Below are 16,257 nucleotides of genomic sequence, written 5' to 3' on the forward strand. Positions count from 1 at the left end.
GATCATTGTTGCACAGAAGGATGTTTGAATGTGAAACGGATACTGGTGGTGGATGATCAGGCCATGATTCGGCAATTGCTCGAAATCAGCCTGCGCGCCGCCGACCGGCAGATCGTGCTGGCCGAAAGCGGCGAACAGGCCCTGGCCCTGGTTGAGGAACAACCGTTCCATCTGGTCATCATGGATATCATGATGCCCGGCGGCATGGACGGGTTTGAAACCGTTGCGTGCATGCGCGGCGCACCGCGGCTTTGTCGTTGCCCGGTGTTGATCCTGACCGCCAAGGATCAGAGGGCGGAGCGGGATCGCGCCGATGCCCTGGGTGTGGAAGGGTACCTCGTGAAACCTTTCCGCCTGCAGGATCTGCAGGCGCAGGTGGAAAAGCTGATGGACATGCCGACGGCCCTGCCGTTCTGAGACCGAAATTCTTGCCGATTGGCCCTCCAGGCCCCTGGCTGTCAGCCGGGATCCCGGCCGCCGACCCGAGGCGCACCGACGGTCGTCACCCCTTGGCTGCCAAAATAGCGTTCCATGGCCATGCGGGCATACTGCCCGGCGCGGGTTCCTATGTAATCCTCATGGGCCACCATGACCGCGATGATCATTTGGCGGGTACCCTCACGCTCGCGGGCGAAACCGACAAACCAGTCGAAACGCGCCTCCCGATCGCGGCTGCTGATGGAGCCGGTCTTGCCGCCGATCTCCAGTCGGGACAGCACACGATCCTCCTGGTAACCGCGGAACGCCTTGCGGCTGGTCCCGCTCTCGATGGTGGCGTGCATTAACTGCTGCAGTACTCGCGCCGCTTCGGGGGACATGGCCCGCTGTTGCCAGGCCGCTTGGCCGCGGTACAGAATCTTGCCGCGGGCGTCGGCGACCTGATCGACCAGGGACGGGGCGATCATGCGTCCGTCGTTGAGGACGGCGGAAACCATGACCGCACCGTGCAGGGGCGAAATGGTGGTGTCCCGGTTGAAACCGCTGGCCAGTTCCGCCCAGTAGTAGGGGTCGTCACTGGTCTGGAAATGGCTCGGCGGCAGGGCCAGATCAAAGGTCAGGGGCTGATTGAAGCCGAAAGCGCGGGCAACTTGTTCCAGGTGTTCCTTGCCCATGTGCTGTTGTCCGATTTTCCCGAATACCGGATTGATGGACTGGGCAAAGGCGTCGCGGAACGAGATGGCGTTGCTGTTTTTGTTGACCGGGGCAGTCAGTTGCTGCTTGTACAGGGTGTGTTTGGCGCCGTTGAAAAACAGCGGCGAATCGGCGGTATACCCCAGGCGGTCCACGGCGGATGCCGCCGTGACGATCTTGAACAGGCTGGCGGCCGGATAGATACTGTCCAGGCACGGGTTGGCCACCGGATCGCGCCGGTCGTAGCTGGCCATGGCCAGAATGCGGCCGTTGCCGGGTTCCATGGCAACGATGCCGATATGGCGCGAATTCTCGCGATCGAGGTTTTCGAGGAGAAAGTTCTGCAGATCTTCATCAAGGCTGGTCTTGATGTGCAGCATCTGCCGGTTGAACGGGATATCCAGTTCACTGCTGGTCAGATTGGTAAAGGTGGGGATGTCCAGCACCTGCCAGAGATCCTGCTTCCTTTCCAACTTGACGGGGGCGGCCAGGCGCATGGCCGCCTCGGTTTTGGGAGTTCTTGACGGGCTCGACTCGGTGCGGACCATGGCATAAAACGCGCAAACCGCTGTCAGGGTCAGCAGGCCGACGATTCCGGCCCGCAGTCCGGAGCGCCGCCAGTCGGGCCCGCTTGGGGCCTGTCGCCGCAACTCGGTCTGGAATCTTCGCCAATTGGCGGAACGGGAGCGGTTGCCGTAAATCCTGGGTGATTTTCTCATAGCGCAGATCGCAGGAGTTGGGGTTGAAGATCTGGCCGGCCCGGCCCGCCGGATCGGGCCGGAGCAGACGCAGGGGGCCGCAGGCTGTTCATAATATAAACCATTATTCCTATTTTTTTCGTCCCTGACGGCTGAAACGATAGCCACGGCCGCGAACGGTGAGAAAGTGTTCCGGCCGGTTAGGTGTCGTTTCAAAGTATTTGCGCATCCGGACGATGAAATTGTCCAGGGTCCGCGTTTCGGTTTCCGGGTTGAGGCCCCACACGGCCGTCAGCAATTCCTCCCTGGTCAACAGGCGGTCCTCGTTCTGGAAGAAAAAGCGCAGCATGCGGACCTCCAGTTCGGTCAGCACAATGTCGCCGCGCGGGGTTCGGGCACGGCCCTCGTTCAAGTCGATCTCGTTGCCGCCGAAGCGGATGCCGATATCGGCCTGTCCAGGCAGCCGATACCAACTGGACCGGCGTAGAATGCCCTGTACCCGCAGCAAAAATTCCGCCAGGCTGAAGGGCTTGGCCAGGTAGTCGTCAGCCCCTGCCTGCAGGCCGGCGACGCGATCCGGTTCCTTGTTCATGGCGGTCAGCATCAATACCGGCAGCCGCGCATCCAGGTCCCGCAACCGGCGGCAGACCTGGAGGCCATCGATGCCCGGCAGCATCAGATCCAGCACCACCAGTTGGCAGCCGGCCCAGGGAACCAGTTCCAGGGCCTCCTCCCCGCTGGCGACGTGGCGCACGGTGAAGCCTTCCTGTTCCAGGTTGTAAATCAGGGCGGTGGCGATGTGCGGCTCATCTTCGACCAGCAGGATGTAGGGCTGGCTCATGGGGATACTTCCTGTTTCGGGGCGGTCAGGCGGGGCAGGCGGATGTGCACCGCGGTGCCGCGGCCGGGTCCTTCGCTCTTCAGCCAGATCTGACCCTTGTGCCGCCAGACAATGGCCCTGACGATGAACAGGCCGAGGCCGGAACCGGGCAGCGATTCCCCATTGCGGCGGCCTCGGTAGAACATGCGGAAGACCTTTTTCTGCTCCTTGGGGTCGATGCCCCGCCCCTGATCCCGGACCACCAGGTGGCAGTGCTCCCGATCGCCGTGCAGATCGACCTGGATCCGGGCCGGGCCGTCGGAATAGAGTACGGCATTTTCCAGCAGGTTGCGCAAAGCCGTTTCCAGGGCGGCCGGTTCAAAGTTGGCCCAAAGGTCCGGTGTGATGTCGACCTCCAGGTCCGTATCGGGCGGCAGACCCGGCCACTGTTGCTGCAGGAACCGTGCGACCCGTTGCGACAGGTCGCCGGGACGCAAATCCAGGCCCGGCCAGCGCTGCTCGAGGCGATTGGCGGCCAGCAGGTTGTCGACCAGGTTGCGCAGACGTCCCGTGTCCTGCAGCATGGTGTCCAGAAAGCCGGCCAGGCGATCCGGATCCGGTTGTCGCAGACGGATGGTTTCCAGGTGCAGTTGCAGGGACGCCAGGGGCGACTTGAGTTCGTGGCTGACCTGAGAAAGAAAATTCCGGTGGGCCAGATAGAGATTGGCCTGGCGGCGCCAGTAAACGAAGATGACATAGACCCCCGCCAGGATCACCCCCAGCAGAATCAGCCCTTCCACCAGCAGCAGCCAGTCCAGCCTGCTCTGCAGCAGTTCCGGATGATAGCGCTCGGCCAGCACCAGCAGCTTGCGGTGGCTTTTAAGAAACCAGGCCACCCAACAGACCACCACCAGCACCCAGGCCAACTGGATGACGATAAAAGCGATGACGGGATTGACGAAGCGGCGCAAGGATTTCATCGCCCCTGTTTATCATCCGTCCGCGCCCCGTACAAGGGAAAAAATTCATCGCCTGCCAAGGCTTTTACAGAATTATTACAATCTCCCCAAGGCGCTTTTGCTAGGATAGCGGTGGATGTTTACGTACAGCAATTGCTGGGAGGCTTTTTGTGAACAGAACACTCAGAAACGGTTTGACCATTGGACAGCATCGCGCCGCGTTCCCGCTATTCCAGGGGGGCATGGGGGTGCGCATTTCAGCGGGCAGCCTGGCTGGTCATGTGGCGCGTTGCGGTGGTTTCGGAACCGTGGCGGCGGCCGGTATCGGCGCCAACAGTCCGCATTTTGACGGTCGCAATTTCTTTGCCGCGGATCGGGCGGCTTTTCAGGACGAGATTCGCAAGGCGCTGGCCATTGCCCGCGGGGGCGTGGTGGGTGTCAACTGCATGGTGGCGGTCACCAATTACGAGGATATGGTACTGGCGGCCTGCGAGGCGGGCGCTCATTTTGTCGTCAGCGGTGCGGGACTGCCCCTTAACCTGCCGGAACTGACTGCGGAACGCTTCCCCCAGGTGGCCCTGATTCCCATTGTTTCCTCTCTGCGCGCCGCTCAAATCATCGCCCGCAAGTGGTACAAGGGGTACGGCCGGTTGCCGGACGCGGTCATCGTCGAGGATCCGGATACGGCGGGCGGCCACTTGGGCGAAAAACTGGAGAACATCGGTTCCGGCGAGTATGATCAGTATGCCACCGTCCGGGCCATCAAGGACTTCTTTCTCACCGAATATCAGCGTCGGGTGCCCATTGTCGCCGCCGGCGGCATCTGGAATCGAGCCGATGTGTCGCGGGCCCTGGGCCAAGGCGCCGACGGGGTGCAAATGGCGAGCCGGTTCGTGTGCACCGTCGAATGCGACGCGGCCGATGCCTTCAAACAGGCTTATATCGCGGCGCGCCGCGAAGACATCGGTCTGGTCATGAGCCCCGCCGGCCTGCCGGGGCGCGCCCTGGTCGGCAACATCGAGCGGATCCGCCAGCATGACCTGGACGCCGGCGAAGGCTGTCAGTATGCCTGCCTGAAGCGCTGCGCCTTCAAGGAAAGCGGTGAGCGGTTCTGCATTGTCGGTGCCCTGGATCGAGCTCAGCGGGGCGATGTGGAAACCGGCCTCATATTCTGCGGCAGCAATGCCTGGAGAGCCAAACGCATCGAGACGGTGCAGGAAGTTTTTGACGAACTGTTCGCCCTGAACAAACCCACGGCGGCGGAAACCATGGTGGTCAACGGCTGAGCCGGCGCAACTTCGGCGTAACAAACCAGGCGGTCTCGAGGAATCGGGGCCGCCTTTTTTTCAGCCGGCGAGGATTGCCGGGGCGAGCGCGGTGTTGCCGGCGGTAGTTTCGGTGGTATAAGACAGGCGGCTTGCCAGTCATGACGCGGCTGGGGTATTATCGCCACACCTGCAACGGGAGTGCGCATTGGAATCCATGACGACCGAAAACCCCAAATATGTACCCAAGTGGATTGCCTGGGAGAGTACCCGTCGCTGCAATTTGCGCTGTATCCATTGTCGCTGTGCCTCTGATGAACAGGCACCCGAAGGCGATTTCACCACAGCCGAAGCTCGGCAACTCATCGACGACATCTGCCAGGTGTCGCGTCCGGTCATGGTGCTTTCCGGCGGCGAGCCCCTGCTGCGTCCCGACATTTTCGATATTGCCCGTTATGGCACGGAGCAGGGACTGCGCATGTGTCTGGCGACCAACGGCACCCTGATCACCGATGAGGTCTGTCACCGTCTGCGCGAGGTCGGCATCCGCATGGTGTCCCTGTCCCTGGATGGTCCGCGGGCCGCGGTGCATGATGATTTCCGCCAGTGCCCCGGAGCATTTGCCGCCACCGTGCGTGCCGCCGGAATCCTGCGCCGCAACGGGCTGCCCTTTCTGATCAATTCGTCCTTTACGCGCCGCAACCAGGGCGAGATTGCGGCCACCTTCCGCCTCGCCAAACGCCTGGGTGCGGTGGCCTGGTATCTGTTTATGATCGTTCCCACCGGTCGGGGCGAAGACATCCTGTCCGAACTTATCGGCGCCGAGGACTATGAAGCGATCCTGACCTGGCATTATCGGCAGGAACAGGAGGAGGATGCCATCCTCATGCGGCCGACCTGCGCCCCCCACTATTATCGCATCGCGCCGCAACTGGCCCGGGCCGAAGGACGGCCTCTGCAGCGTCGCAGCCTGAGCTTTTCCACCGGCGGCGGCAAAGGCTGTCTGGCCGGACAGAGCATCGCCTTCATCGACGCTTTCGGCAACCTCAAACCCTGTTCCTACTTTCCGGGCAGTGTCGGCAACGTCAAGCAGACGTCCTTCGCCCGACTCTGGGAAGAGGCGCCCGTATTGCAGCAGTTGCGGGACTTCACCCAGTATCGGGGCAAATGCGGCCAGTGCGAATACCTGAAGGTCTGCGGCGGTTGTCGGGCGCGGGCGGAGGCGGTGCATGGTGATTACCTGGCCGAAGAGCCCTATTGCAGTTATCTCCCGCCCGGCTTCCGTCAGGAGCCTGGCCCAACCGACCGGGAGCCGTGCCCATCATGAATGAATCCAGCGACTTTCTTCGCGCCTGCCGTGGGTTGCCGGTGCGGCGCACGCCGGTCTGGTTGATGCGCCAGGCCGGGCGCTATCTGCCGGAATATCGTCAGGTCCGCTCCCGCTACGGTTTTCTTGAGGTGTGCAAGACTCCGGAACTGGCCGTGGAAGTCACCCTCCAGCCGGTGGATTTGTTGGGCGTCGATGCCGCCATCCTCTTTTCGGACATTCTGGTTCCCGTCGAGGCCATGGGCCTGCCGCTTGCTTTCACTCCGGCGCCGGTGCTGGCGCAACCGGTTCGCACGGCAGCGGCGGTTGCCGCCCTGCAGGTCACGGACCCGGAGGAGACCACTCCCTTTGTACTGGAGGCCATTCGTCTGCTGCGCCGGGCCCTGAACGGCCGAGTGCCCCTGATCGGCTTTGGTGGCGCACCCTTCACCCTGGCCTGTTACATGATCGAGGGGCAGGGCAGCCGGCAGTTTCTGACCGTCAAACGCATGATGTACCAGGAGCCCGACCTGTTTCGACAACTGCTGGACAAGGTCACGGAGGCTTCCATTCGCTACCTCAAGGCCCAGGCGGCGGCCGGCGCCGAAGCCATCCAGATTTTCGATACCTGGGGCGGGATTCTGTCGCCGGCGGATTACCAGCGGTTTGTGCTGCCTTTCAGTCGGCGGCTGTTCGATGCTCTGGCGGACACCGGGGTTCCCCTGATTCACTTCGTAAAGGGCGCCGGCACCATGCTCGACCTGGTGCGGCAGGCAGGTGGCACCGTCATCGGTCTGGACTGGATGATCGGCTTGGATCGAGCCCGGGACCTGCTCGGACCGGAGGTGGCGGTGCAGGGCAATCTCGATCCCACGGTGCTGCTCGGCAGCCGCGACGGCATCGCCCGGGAGGTGCAGCGCATCCTGACGGAAAATGCCGGCCGCCCGGGGCATATCTTCAATCTCGGGCACGGCATCCTGCCCGAGGTGCCGGTGGAAAACGCCAGGTTTCTGGTCGATTGCGTACACCGCTGGTCCGAAAACCGGGTGGATTGAAAGGATTTGCATGACGGGGCAGCGCGCGATCTGGCAGACCTCGGCTCCGGTAACGGAACCCGTCGCCCTGGTGGTGCTGAACATGGGCGGGCCGGATTCCCTGGAGGCGGTTGAACCGTTTCTGGTCAACCTGTTTTCCGACCGGGAGCTGATCCGTCTGCCTGGCGGCGCATGGCTGCAGAAACCCCTGGCCAGGCTGCTGGCCCGGCGGCGCGCCGCCAAGGTGCGGGAGCATTATCGGGCCATGGGCGGTGCTTCGCCGCTGGGACATTGGACGGACTGTCAGGGCCGTGCCATCGCCCGGCAACTGGGCCTGGGTTGGCGGCCGCAGGTGGTCATGCGCTATTGGCGGCCTCGGGCCGCCCAGGCCCTGGCCCGGCTGCAGGCGGAGGGCGTGCGCCGCGCCATGGTGCTGCCCCTCTATCCCCACTATTCGGCCGCCACCACCGGCAGCAGCATCCGGGATTTTGCCCGCGCCGCGGCCGAACACTACCCGGAACTGGAATACCGGATTATTGCCGAATGGCACGCCTGGGCGCCCTTTCTCGACACCTTGGCCGACCGGGTTCGAGAGGGCCTGCGACGTTTTCCCGCCGCCGTGCGTGAGGAAGTGGCCCTGGTCTTTTCCGCCCATGCCCTGCCGCAGCGCATGGTGGAACGCGGCGATCCCTATCTGCGGCAGGTGCAGACCACGGTTCGCGGGGTTCTGGAGCGGCTTGAAGGACGCGGCGGCGAGCTGGCCTTTCAGAGCCGCAGCGGTCCGGTGCGCTGGGTCGGTCCCGGCATCATCGAAACCCTCAACCGTTTAAACCGGGAGGGATTTCGTGCGGTGTTGATGGTGCCCGTGTCCTTCGTTTCGGACCACATCGAGACGCTGCATGAAATCGACCACGGATACCGGAATTACGCCCTTGGTCACGGCTGGCGTTATTTCGAGCGCACGGCCATGTTCAACGATCACGAGGCCTTTGCCCGCGCCATGGCGGCCCTGGTGGCCGAGCGCCTGCCGGATGAGTGGCGGTCCGGGACCCAGGGCCTGAAAGGGGTCAATCCGGGTTGACCCGGCAGCAGGCGGCGGGCGGCTCAGAGGCCTGCGGCCTGCAGCTGTTCCAGGAGGACGCGCTGTTCTTCCGTAAGCTTTTTCGGCACGGCAATCTCGATGATTGCGTAGAGATCGCCGGCGTTTTTTTTGCCATGACCCGGCACGCCGTAGCCCTTGAGGCGCAACTTGCCGCCGCCGGCCATGCCGTGAGGGACCTTGACACGCTTGCTGCCGGTCAGGGTCGGCACCTCGACGGAGGTGCCCAGGCAGGCGCCGCTGAAGGGGACCGTGACGGTTACCAGCAGATCGTGTCCCTGGCGGCTGAAAAGGGCATCCGGCTCTACTTCGATATCCAGGAACAGGTCGCCGCGGGCACCCCCGACTGGGCTGGTGCCGCCCTTGCCGGCAATGCGCAGTCGTTGACCGTGGTCCACTCCGGGGGGGATATTGACCTCGATGTGCTCGGCACCGGTGTCGCTCTTGAAGTTGAGGCTCTGGCGACCGCCGAGCACCGCCTGACGAAAGGGCAGCTTCAGGTGCATGACATAATCCTGGCCCTTGGCGGCCCGCCGACCGCCTGCGCCGGTGAAAGTGGTGCGCCCGCGTCCGCCCCCGAACAGTCGGCTGAAAATGTCGTCCGTGCCGAAACCGAACTCGCGGAAAATATCGCCGACATCGAAATCCCGGTAGATGTCTTCCTGGCTGAAGCGTTGGTGGAAACCCGCCTCGCCGAACTGGTCATATTGCCGCCGTTTATCGGTATCGGACAGGACCGCATAGGCTTCGGTGATTTCCTTGAATTTTTCTTCGGCCTGCTTGTCGCCGGGGTTTTTGTCCGGGTGGTATTTCAGTGCCAGTTTGCGGTAGGCTTTCTTTATGGCATCGGCCTCGGCGTTTTTGGCGACACCGAGTACGGCATAGTAATCCTTGGCCATAGATTCTCCTGTCGAAATGCGATATTGCTTTGACAATATAGGTAGGCGGGCCGGCAACGTCAAGGTCTGAGCACGGCGTTGCGATCGTCCTGAAGGGAGGCATCATGCGGATTGCGGTTATCGGCGCCGGTATTTCCGGGTTGGCCACCGCTTTTTTTCTTGATCGGCAATGCCGCTCCTGCGGTCTGACCGACGCAATCGTCGTGCTCGAGAAAGAGATGCGGGTCGGCGGCAAGATTCGCTCTGACTGCGACCAGGGTTACCTGGTTGAGTGGGGCCCCAACGGTTTTCTCGACAGCAAGCCTGCAACCCTTGAATTATGTGGGCAGTTGGGGTTGTCGGAGGATTTGCTGCGCTCCGATGACAATGCCCGCAAGCGTTTCATCTTTGCCGATGGCCGCTTGCAGCGGGTGCCTGAAACCGCTGCCGGCTTCCTGCGCTCAACCCTGATTTCCTGGCCGGGCAAGCTGCGGCTCGGGGCGGAGTTGCTGGTGCCCCGCGGCCATCATGAGGACGAATCCCTGGCGGACTTCGTCCGGCGGCGCCTGGGCCCGGAAGTCCTGGAAAAACTCATCGGGCCCATGGTCTCGGGGATTTTCGCCGGCGATCCGGAAAGTATGAGCCTGCGCAGCTGTTTTCCACGTATTCACGAACTGGAACAGCAGTATGGCGGCCTGATCCGGGCCATGCTGCGCTTGGCCGGACAGAAACGCCGCGAACGACGCGCCGGCAAGGTGGTCGCCGGCGCCGCGGGCCCCGGCGGGATTCTCACCTCCTTTGAGGCGGGACTGCAGACCCTGCCCGACGCCCTGGCCGCCAGTCTGGGCGACTCGATTCGGAGCGGGGTGGCGGCGGCCACTCTGAAGCCCAAGGGGGACGGTTTTGAAATCGTCCTCGCGGATGGGCGCAGCCTGATGGCCGAGGTGGTGATCTGTGCCCTGCCGGCACCGCAATTGGCAGGCCTTCTGGAGATTTCGCGGCCGGCCATGAGCACCCTGTTGCGCCAGATCCCCTATGCGCCTTTGCAGGTTGCCTGTTTCGGCTATCGGAGCGAGGATGTGCCCGATGAATTGAATGGTTTCGGCTACCTGACTACGCGCTCCGCAGGTTTGCACAGCCTCGGTACCCTGTGGGATTCGAGCATCTTCCCGCAGCGGGCTCCGGCCGGCCGGCGGCTGCTGCGAACCATGCTGGGGGGGGCGACCCGGCCTGGGGCCGGCACCCTGAGCGCCGAACAGGTGCGTGGCGAGGTCATGGAGGATTTACGCACCACTCTCGGGGTTGAGGCGGCTCCCGAATGGGTGCGCATCATTTCCCATGCCGCGGCCATCCCCCAGTATCCGCCCGGTCACGGACGGCGCTTGGCGGCTCTGGAGGAACTGGCCGCCGGCACCCCCGGCTTGTTTCTGGTCGGCAATGCTTTTTATGGCGTCGGGCTCAACGATTGTGTTGCCGCCGCCGGGCGGGTCGCCGATCGGGTCCTGGCCCTGCTGCGGCAGCGCCGGGGCTGAAGAGAAACACGGCTTCATTCTTCTTCTTTTTGCCTATATTGGATACTCTATGACGATCAATTGGTTTCCCGGGCACATGCACAAATCCCGGAAACAGATAGCCGAGCTTATGCCCCGGGTGGATGTGGTGGTGGAGGTGTTGGACGCCCGGCTGCCGGACGCCAGCAGCAATCCCCTGCTGACCGAATTGCGCCGGGGCAGACCCTGCCTGAAGATATTGAACAAATGCGATCTGGCCGATCCCCGGGTCACGGACGATTGGATCAAGGCCTTCGAGGCACGTTCCCGGCAGATTCGGGCTCTGGCCGTGTCGGCGGTGCGTCCCCGCGACCTGATGCGCCTGTCGCGCTTGTGCCGCAGCCTGGCGCCGTCCCGCGGGGTGCCCGGAAAGCCGCTGCGCATTCTGGTGGTCGGGATTCCCAATGTGGGCAAATCGACCCTGATCAACTCCCTCGCCGGTCGGCGGATTGCCAAGGTCGGCGACAAGCCGGCCATCACCAAGGCGCCGCAGCAGGTCGATCTGCGCAACGGCCTGTTGCTGGTGGATACGCCGGGTGTGTTGGCGCCCAACCTCGCCGACCAGCAGGCGGCCCTGCGCCTGGCGGCGAGTGGTGCCATCGGCGACAATGCCATGGATTACCAGCTGGTGGCACAGTTTCTGGTCGAATTTCTGCGGCAACACTATCCCTCTCTGCTCCAGGAGCGTTTCGGATTGGGGGAATTGCCTGAAGAGAGCGAAGTTTTGCTGGAGGCCATCGGCCGGCAGCGTGGCTGCCTGGCCGCCGGGGGGGTCGTGGACCGGCAGCGCGCCGCCGAAACCCTGCTGCGGGATCTGCAAAGCGGCCGCCTGGGACGTATCACCCTTGAATTTCCCGAGGCTGTCGCCAAGGTATCCGCTAACGTGGCAAAGTCGGGTGCGAAACAACCATGACGGCTCGGCCGGTCGAAAAGAGCTATTGACAGCGGCTGGCGGTGGCGTTACGGTGGAGCGCCCTCGGTCGGTTTTTGCCAAATGCGGCCGCATGGATTGCGTACAGCCTTCACAGCTCAGGCTGTCTAAATTACCACCCACTTTTGGAGGATTCAACGGATGAAAAGGTATTTTGGGGTAGTGCCGGGTGTCTTGGCCCTGGTCATCGGAGTCGGCGGCTGCACGGGCAATGCCAAGCCGACCGAACCTAAGGACCTCAAGGACCGGGTCAGCTACAGCATCGGACTGAAAATCGGCAAGGATTTCAAAGCCCAGGAAGTGGAACTCAACCCTGAAATGTTGCTGGCCGGGGTGCGCCACGGATTGGCGGATGCCAAGCCGCTGCTGACCGACGAGCAGATTCAGCAGACCATGGAAGAGTTTCAGAAGGAGATGATCGCCCGCCAGCAGAGCCGCCAGGAAAAACTGGCGACGGACAATCTCGCGGGCGGCAAGAAATTCCTGGAGGAAAACAGCAAAAAACCGGGCGTGGTCACCCTGCCCAGCGGCCTGCAGTACAAGATTGTGGAGGAAGGCAGCGGCAAGCAGCCGAGCGCCGAGGATACGGTGAAGGTCCACTACCGCGGCACCCTCGTCGACGGCACCGAATTCGACAGTTCCTATGCCCGCAATACGCCCGCCACCTTCCAGGTTTCCCAAGTGATTCCGGGTTGGACCGAAGCGCTGCAGCTCATGAAAGCGGGATCCAAATGGCAGATTGTGCTGCCGCCGGAACTGGCTTATGGGGAACAGGGCGCCGGTCCGGCCATCGGCCCCAATGCGGTGCTGGTTTTCGATGTGGAATTGCTCGAGGTTCAGTAATTCGCTTCGAATTTCCTTATGATAGACCCAGGCCCGGTGGCATGCCACCGGGCTGTTTTATTTTTTCAGTTCGATGCCGTAGGACTTGATCTTGCGGTGCAGGTTGGAGCGCTCCAGATCGATGGCTTCCGCGGTGCGCGAGACGTTGCCGTCGAATTCCTCCAGTTTCTGCTGGATGAACTCCCGTTCGAATTCATCCCGGGCCTGTTTGAAGGTCATGTCGTCAAAGGCGGGCAGTGGCAGGCCGGTTTTCATGCCGGCCCCGGAGCCCTGGATGCCCTCCGGCAGATCCTCGGCCAGGATGGTTTCGTGGGCCACCATGATGACCAGGCGTTCCACCACGTTTTTCAATTCCCGCACATTCCCCGGCCAGGCATAAGCCCGCAGGGCTTCCGCGGCTTCCGGGCTGAACCGTTTGCTGTCACGGCTTTCCTGCCGACAGAAATGGGCCAGAAAATGCTCGGCGAGGAGCATGATGTCCCCCCGGCGGTGGCGCAGGGGCGGCACATGGAAGGGCAGGACATTGAGACGGTAATAGAGGTCCTGGCGGAAACGGCCCTGCCGGATCTCTTCTTCAAGATCCTTGTTGGTGGCGGCGATGACGCGTACATCGACTTCTATGGTGCGGCTTCCTCCGACCCGTTCGAACTTCCTTTCCTGCAGGATACGCAGAATCTTGGCCTGGGTTTTCAGGCTCATATCCCCGATTTCATCCAGAAACAGTGTCCCTTGGTGGGCCAAATCGAACTTTCCCTTGCGTTGGGCCGTGGCGCCGGTGAAGGCCCCCTTTTCATGCCCGAACAGTTCCGACTCGATGAGTTCCTCGGGAATGGCGGCGCAGTTGACCTCGACGAAAGGTTTGTCGCCGCGTTTCGACAGATTATGGATGGCCCGTGCCACCAGTTCCTTGCCGGTCCCGTTTTCCCCGGTGATAAGCACCCATCCCGAGGTGGGCGCGGCGATGGCGATCTGTTCCTTGAGATGGCAGATGGCCGGGCTGTTGCCGAGCATCTCACAGTCCTTGGCCATGGATGCCTTCAGGGAACGATTTTCCTCCACCAGGCGGCCGAGCTTGAGGGCGTTATCGATGGACAGCAGGACCTTTTCCAGGGACAGGGGCTTTTCGATGAAATCGAGGGCGCCCAGTTTGGTGGCCTTGACCGCCGTCTCGATGGTGCCGTGGCCGCTCATCATGATGACCAGTTGTTCGGGATTGCTTTCCCGCAGCCGGCTCAGGGTTTCCAGGCCGTCCATGCCCGGCAGCCAGACATCCAACAGGACCAGATCGGGGCATTCCTCCCGCGCCAGAGCCAGACCGGATTCACCGGTTTCGGCCAGCAGGGTGCGATAGCCTTCATCCTCCAGGATGCCCTCCAGGCTTTCCCGGATGCTTGGTTCATCGTCAATAATCAAAATGGTTTGCATGGTTCGTCCTCATCATGCCGAATTGTTCCCGGCTGTTTCGCTCAAACTGCCAAACCGGTCTCGGCAACCGGCAATTCGACAATGAACTTGGTGCCTTTGGGCGGGTTGTCCTTGACCCGGATATAACCGTGGTGATCGGCGATGATGGTGGCGACAATGGCCAGTCCCAGGCCGGTGCCCGACTTCTTGGTGGAAAAGTAGGGTTCGAACAGCCGGGGCTTGTCTTCGGCCGGAATGCCGCAGCCGTCATCGGCAATGACCAGGCTGACCATCTGCAACTCCTGGCTGTAGTGGGTTTCAAGCCGAATCCGGCCGGTCCCGTCGATAGCAGCGACGGCATTGTCGAGCATGTTGATGACGGCGCGCTTGATCTGGTCCCGGTCCAGGGAGAATACCGGCAGGTCCGGATCGGTCACCAGTTCGAAATGAATGCGCCGATGGGCCTCCTGGTACAGCACCAGAGCTTCACTGATCACCTCGTTGAGATTGTTGGGTGTCGGGTTGACCGCCGGCATCTTGGCGAAGTTGGAAAATTCATCGACCAGCACCTTCAATTCGTCAACCTGTTTGATGATCATGCTGGTACAGTCGTCGAAGACCCCGTCATCCTCGTCGAAACGGTCCAGATAGCGACGCCGCAGACGTTGCGCCGATAGGCGGATGGGCGTCAGGGGATTCTTGATTTCGTGGGCGATGCGGCGTGCCACCTCACGCCAGGCAGCCATGCGCTGGGCCTTGACGATGTGGGTCAGGTCGTCGAACACCACCACGGTACCCATGAATACGCCGGTTTCGTCGCGCAGGGTGGTGATGTGCAGTTGCAGGGTCAGCTTATGATCGTCAAAGGGGACCGTCAACTGTTGGGAAATGGAATCCTTGCCCGATTGACCCAGGCTCTTGAGCAGATCGTCGATGATGGTCAGATGCTCGGCGGCCAACACCTCGCGGAAATGCCGACCGAGGACCTTGCTGGTCTTGATGCGCAGCAATTTTTCGGCGGATTTGTTGATGGTGGTCAGCTTGCCATGGCGATCGACGGAGATGACCCCGGCGGTGACGTTGCGCAGGACGATTTCCATGTAACGCCGCCGCTGGTCCAATTCCAGGTTGGACGAACGCAGGTCCCGGTTGGCCTGATCGATGTCGTCCCGGCTGTGGCGCAGGTCCCGGGTCATGCGGTTGAAGGCGTCCACCAGCATGGCGATTTCGTCATCGCTCTGGGGTTCGAGCTGGACTTCCAGATCGCCTTCGGCGATGCGCCGGGTGGCCAGCAGCAGTTCCTGGATGGGGACCGTGATGGTTCGGGCCAGGTGAAAGCCGAACCAGGTCGCCAGAAAGAGGATGGCCAGGGAGATGATGAGGAGAATCTGGATGTAGCCTTTCTGGATGCGGTCCTGTAGCAGTTGGGTGCTTTTGTACTGTTCGTAGGAGGCCGAGATCTCCTGCATTTTGCTGACCAGGGAGTAGGGCACGTAATAATTGACCACCACCACCCCGACCACGTCATCGGGATTCCAGGTGGAGAAGACCGGCACGATGCCGCGAATCAGGTCCGCCTTGCCGATGGGGGTGATGCGGGTAAAGCGGTTGCCCTGGAGGGCTTCCCGAATCGCCTCGCTGCCGGGATCGGTGAAGTCGGCGATGGGCACCTGGGGGTTGGCGGCCCGGACCAGTTCCTCATAGGTGGCGGAAAACACCTCCACCACCCCCAGGTTGTACTCCTGCTGTTTTTCCGTGATGACGCGCCGCAACTCCGGCAGGTTGGCTTCATTGAGCAGTCGCTGTTCCCGGATGATGCGGGCCAGTTGGTCGCCGTAGTAGAGAGCATTGGCCGCGGAATTCTTGTAATAGGTCTGGGCGACCTCCAGAGACTCCTCCAGGGAGGTTTCGATCTGGTCGCTGAACCAGCTTTCGATGGATTTGGAGATAAAGCCGGCCGCGACCAAAAACAGCAGGGCCGTCGGTACCAGAGACAGGGTGATGAAAATCACCACCAGTCGGGTGCGCAGTCGGTTGCCGGGCACCTCGCGGCGACGCTCCACCAGCAATTTGAACAGGTTGCGAAAGACCAGGAACAGGGTCAGAAGAATGAGCAGGATGTTGAGATTGATGAGCAGCAGCACCAGCACGTTCTTGGTGAGGGGAACGCGATTGGCAAATTCGAAAACGCGGTTTTCGAAGAGCGACAGTAAAGTCACAACGCCGGCAAGCAGACCGATCAGCACCCATTCCCGGCGCCGTTTGCGGGTTTCACGGAGTTTGTGTTGTTCTGTGGATGGTTGCTTCATTGCGGGCGTTCTCCTGGTAACAGCTTGGCC

Annotated in this window: 14 protein-coding genes; 8 read left to right on the forward strand and 6 right to left on the reverse strand. The window is 62.0% G+C overall.

Annotated elements, in window-relative coordinates; genetic code table 11:
• Window positions 1-30 precede the first annotated feature (30 nt).
• Complete coding sequence (locus JQN68_RS08740; RefSeq protein ID WP_225072031.1) at window positions 31-417, forward strand: response regulator; 387 nt, start codon at window positions 31-33, stop codon at window positions 415-417.
• A gap of 41 nt (window positions 418-458) precedes the next feature.
• Here the strand turns inward: JQN68_RS08740 and JQN68_RS08745 are convergent, their stop codons facing one another.
• From JQN68_RS08745 to JQN68_RS08755, 3 genes are all read right to left on the reverse strand, one after another.
• Window positions 459-1,850 (reverse strand): penicillin-binding transpeptidase domain-containing protein, encoded by a 1,392-nt coding sequence (locus JQN68_RS08745; protein WP_225072032.1) that lies wholly within the window; start codon window positions 1,848-1,850, stop codon window positions 459-461.
• A gap of 109 nt (window positions 1,851-1,959) precedes the next feature.
• Complete coding sequence (locus tag JQN68_RS08750) at window positions 1,960-2,670, reverse strand: response regulator (RefSeq protein ID WP_283775470.1); 711 nt, start codon at window positions 2,668-2,670, stop codon at window positions 1,960-1,962.
• The gene (locus JQN68_RS08755) at window positions 2,667-3,629 is read right to left on the reverse strand and encodes a sensor histidine kinase (protein WP_225072033.1); all 963 of its coding nucleotides are present in this window, start codon (window positions 3,627-3,629) and stop codon (window positions 2,667-2,669) included. The genes JQN68_RS08750 and JQN68_RS08755 overlap by 4 nt, the downstream gene beginning before the upstream one ends.
• Before the next feature lie 149 nt (window positions 3,630-3,778).
• On the opposite strand from JQN68_RS08755, the gene JQN68_RS08760 reads away from it, so the two are divergent.
• The 4 genes from JQN68_RS08760 (at window position 3,779) to hemH (ending at window position 8,294) form a co-directional block, all read left to right on the forward strand.
• Window positions 3,779-4,894, forward strand: coding sequence for an NAD(P)H-dependent flavin oxidoreductase (locus JQN68_RS08760; RefSeq protein ID WP_225072034.1), 1,116 nt, complete (start codon window positions 3,779-3,781; stop codon window positions 4,892-4,894).
• A gap of 196 nt (window positions 4,895-5,090) precedes the next feature.
• Window positions 5,091-6,200 (forward strand): radical SAM/SPASM domain-containing protein, encoded by a 1,110-nt coding sequence (locus JQN68_RS08765; protein WP_225072035.1) that lies wholly within the window; start codon window positions 5,091-5,093, stop codon window positions 6,198-6,200.
• A complete protein-coding gene (gene hemE / locus JQN68_RS08770; protein ID WP_225072036.1) occupies window positions 6,197-7,234 on the forward strand; it encodes a uroporphyrinogen decarboxylase in 1,038 nt (345 codons plus the stop codon). The genes JQN68_RS08765 and hemE overlap by 4 nt, the downstream gene beginning before the upstream one ends.
• A 10-nt stretch (window positions 7,235-7,244) precedes the next feature.
• A complete protein-coding gene (gene hemH, locus JQN68_RS08775) occupies window positions 7,245-8,294 on the forward strand; it encodes a ferrochelatase (protein ID WP_225072037.1) in 1,050 nt (349 codons plus the stop codon).
• Window positions 8,295-8,317: 23 nt separating this feature from the next.
• Here hemH and JQN68_RS08780 read toward each other — a convergent pair whose 3' ends face one another.
• Window positions 8,318-9,211: a DnaJ C-terminal domain-containing protein gene (locus JQN68_RS08780; protein WP_225072038.1), complete on the reverse strand. Its 894-nt coding sequence runs from the start codon at window positions 9,209-9,211 to the stop codon at window positions 8,318-8,320.
• A 104-nt stretch (window positions 9,212-9,315) separates the two neighbouring features.
• Here JQN68_RS08780 and hemG point away from each other — a divergent pair, with 104 nt between their 5' ends.
• The 3 genes from hemG (at window position 9,316) to bamJ (ending at window position 12,514) form a co-directional block, all read left to right on the forward strand.
• Window positions 9,316-10,722 carry a protoporphyrinogen oxidase gene (hemG, locus tag JQN68_RS08785; RefSeq protein ID WP_283775471.1) on the forward strand — a complete coding sequence of 469 codons (1,407 nt, stop codon included), beginning with the start codon at window positions 9,316-9,318 and terminating at the stop codon, window positions 10,720-10,722.
• A gap of 49 nt (window positions 10,723-10,771) precedes the next feature.
• Entirely contained in the window at window positions 10,772-11,653 is an 882-nt protein-coding gene (gene ylqF, locus JQN68_RS08790) for a ribosome biogenesis GTPase YlqF (protein WP_225072039.1), read from the forward strand.
• 159 nt (window positions 11,654-11,812) lie between these two features.
• Complete coding sequence (bamJ, locus tag JQN68_RS08795) at window positions 11,813-12,514, forward strand: BamJ family beta-barrel-assembly machinery protein (RefSeq protein WP_225072040.1); 702 nt, start codon at window positions 11,813-11,815, stop codon at window positions 12,512-12,514.
• A gap of 57 nt (window positions 12,515-12,571) precedes the next feature.
• Here the strand turns inward: bamJ and JQN68_RS08800 are convergent, their stop codons facing one another.
• Together JQN68_RS08800 and JQN68_RS08805 are read right to left on the reverse strand one after the other, a co-directional pair.
• Window positions 12,572-13,939, reverse strand: coding sequence for a sigma-54-dependent transcriptional regulator (locus JQN68_RS08800; RefSeq protein WP_225072041.1), 1,368 nt, complete (start codon window positions 13,937-13,939; stop codon window positions 12,572-12,574).
• 41 nt (window positions 13,940-13,980) lie between these two features.
• Window positions 13,981-16,227 (reverse strand): ATP-binding protein, encoded by a 2,247-nt coding sequence (locus tag JQN68_RS08805; RefSeq protein ID WP_225072042.1) that lies wholly within the window; start codon window positions 16,225-16,227, stop codon window positions 13,981-13,983.
• Window positions 16,228-16,257 lie beyond the last annotated feature (30 nt).

It is taken from the genome of Desulfuromonas sp. CSMB_57 (genome assembly GCF_020194955.2).
Classification (GTDB): domain Bacteria; phylum Desulfobacterota; class Desulfuromonadia; order Desulfuromonadales; family Syntrophotaleaceae; genus JAFCIY02.

What these genes read in the sequence shown, in the direction of transcription:
- JQN68_RS08745 (WP_225072032.1), bottom strand. Translation starts at nt 1,850, where the DNA reads ATGAGAAAATCACCCAGGATTTACGGCAACCGCTCCCGTTCCGCCAAT.
- JQN68_RS08750 (WP_283775470.1), bottom strand. Translation starts at nt 2,670, where the DNA reads ATGAGCCAGCCCTACATCCTGCTGGTCGAAGATGAGCCGCACATCGCC.
- JQN68_RS08755 (WP_225072033.1), bottom strand. Translation starts at nt 3,629, where the DNA reads ATGAAATCCTTGCGCCGCTTCGTCAATCCCGTCATCGCTTTTATCGTC.
- JQN68_RS08765 (WP_225072035.1), top strand. Translation starts at nt 5,091, where the DNA reads ATGACGACCGAAAACCCCAAATATGTACCCAAGTGGATTGCCTGGGAG.
- hemE (WP_225072036.1), top strand. Translation starts at nt 6,197, where the DNA reads ATGAATGAATCCAGCGACTTTCTTCGCGCCTGCCGTGGGTTGCCGGTG.
- hemH (WP_225072037.1), top strand. Translation starts at nt 7,245, where the DNA reads ATGACGGGGCAGCGCGCGATCTGGCAGACCTCGGCTCCGGTAACGGAA.
- JQN68_RS08780 (WP_225072038.1), bottom strand. Translation starts at nt 9,211, where the DNA reads ATGGCCAAGGATTACTATGCCGTACTCGGTGTCGCCAAAAACGCCGAG.
- hemG (WP_283775471.1), top strand. Translation starts at nt 9,316, where the DNA reads ATGCGGATTGCGGTTATCGGCGCCGGTATTTCCGGGTTGGCCACCGCT.
- ylqF (WP_225072039.1), top strand. Translation starts at nt 10,772, where the DNA reads ATGACGATCAATTGGTTTCCCGGGCACATGCACAAATCCCGGAAACAG.
- bamJ (WP_225072040.1), top strand. Translation starts at nt 11,813, where the DNA reads ATGAAAAGGTATTTTGGGGTAGTGCCGGGTGTCTTGGCCCTGGTCATC.
- JQN68_RS08800 (WP_225072041.1), bottom strand. Translation starts at nt 13,939, where the DNA reads ATGCAAACCATTTTGATTATTGACGATGAACCAAGCATCCGGGAAAGC.
- JQN68_RS08805 (WP_225072042.1), bottom strand. Translation starts at nt 16,227, where the DNA reads ATGAAGCAACCATCCACAGAACAACACAAACTCCGTGAAACCCGCAAA.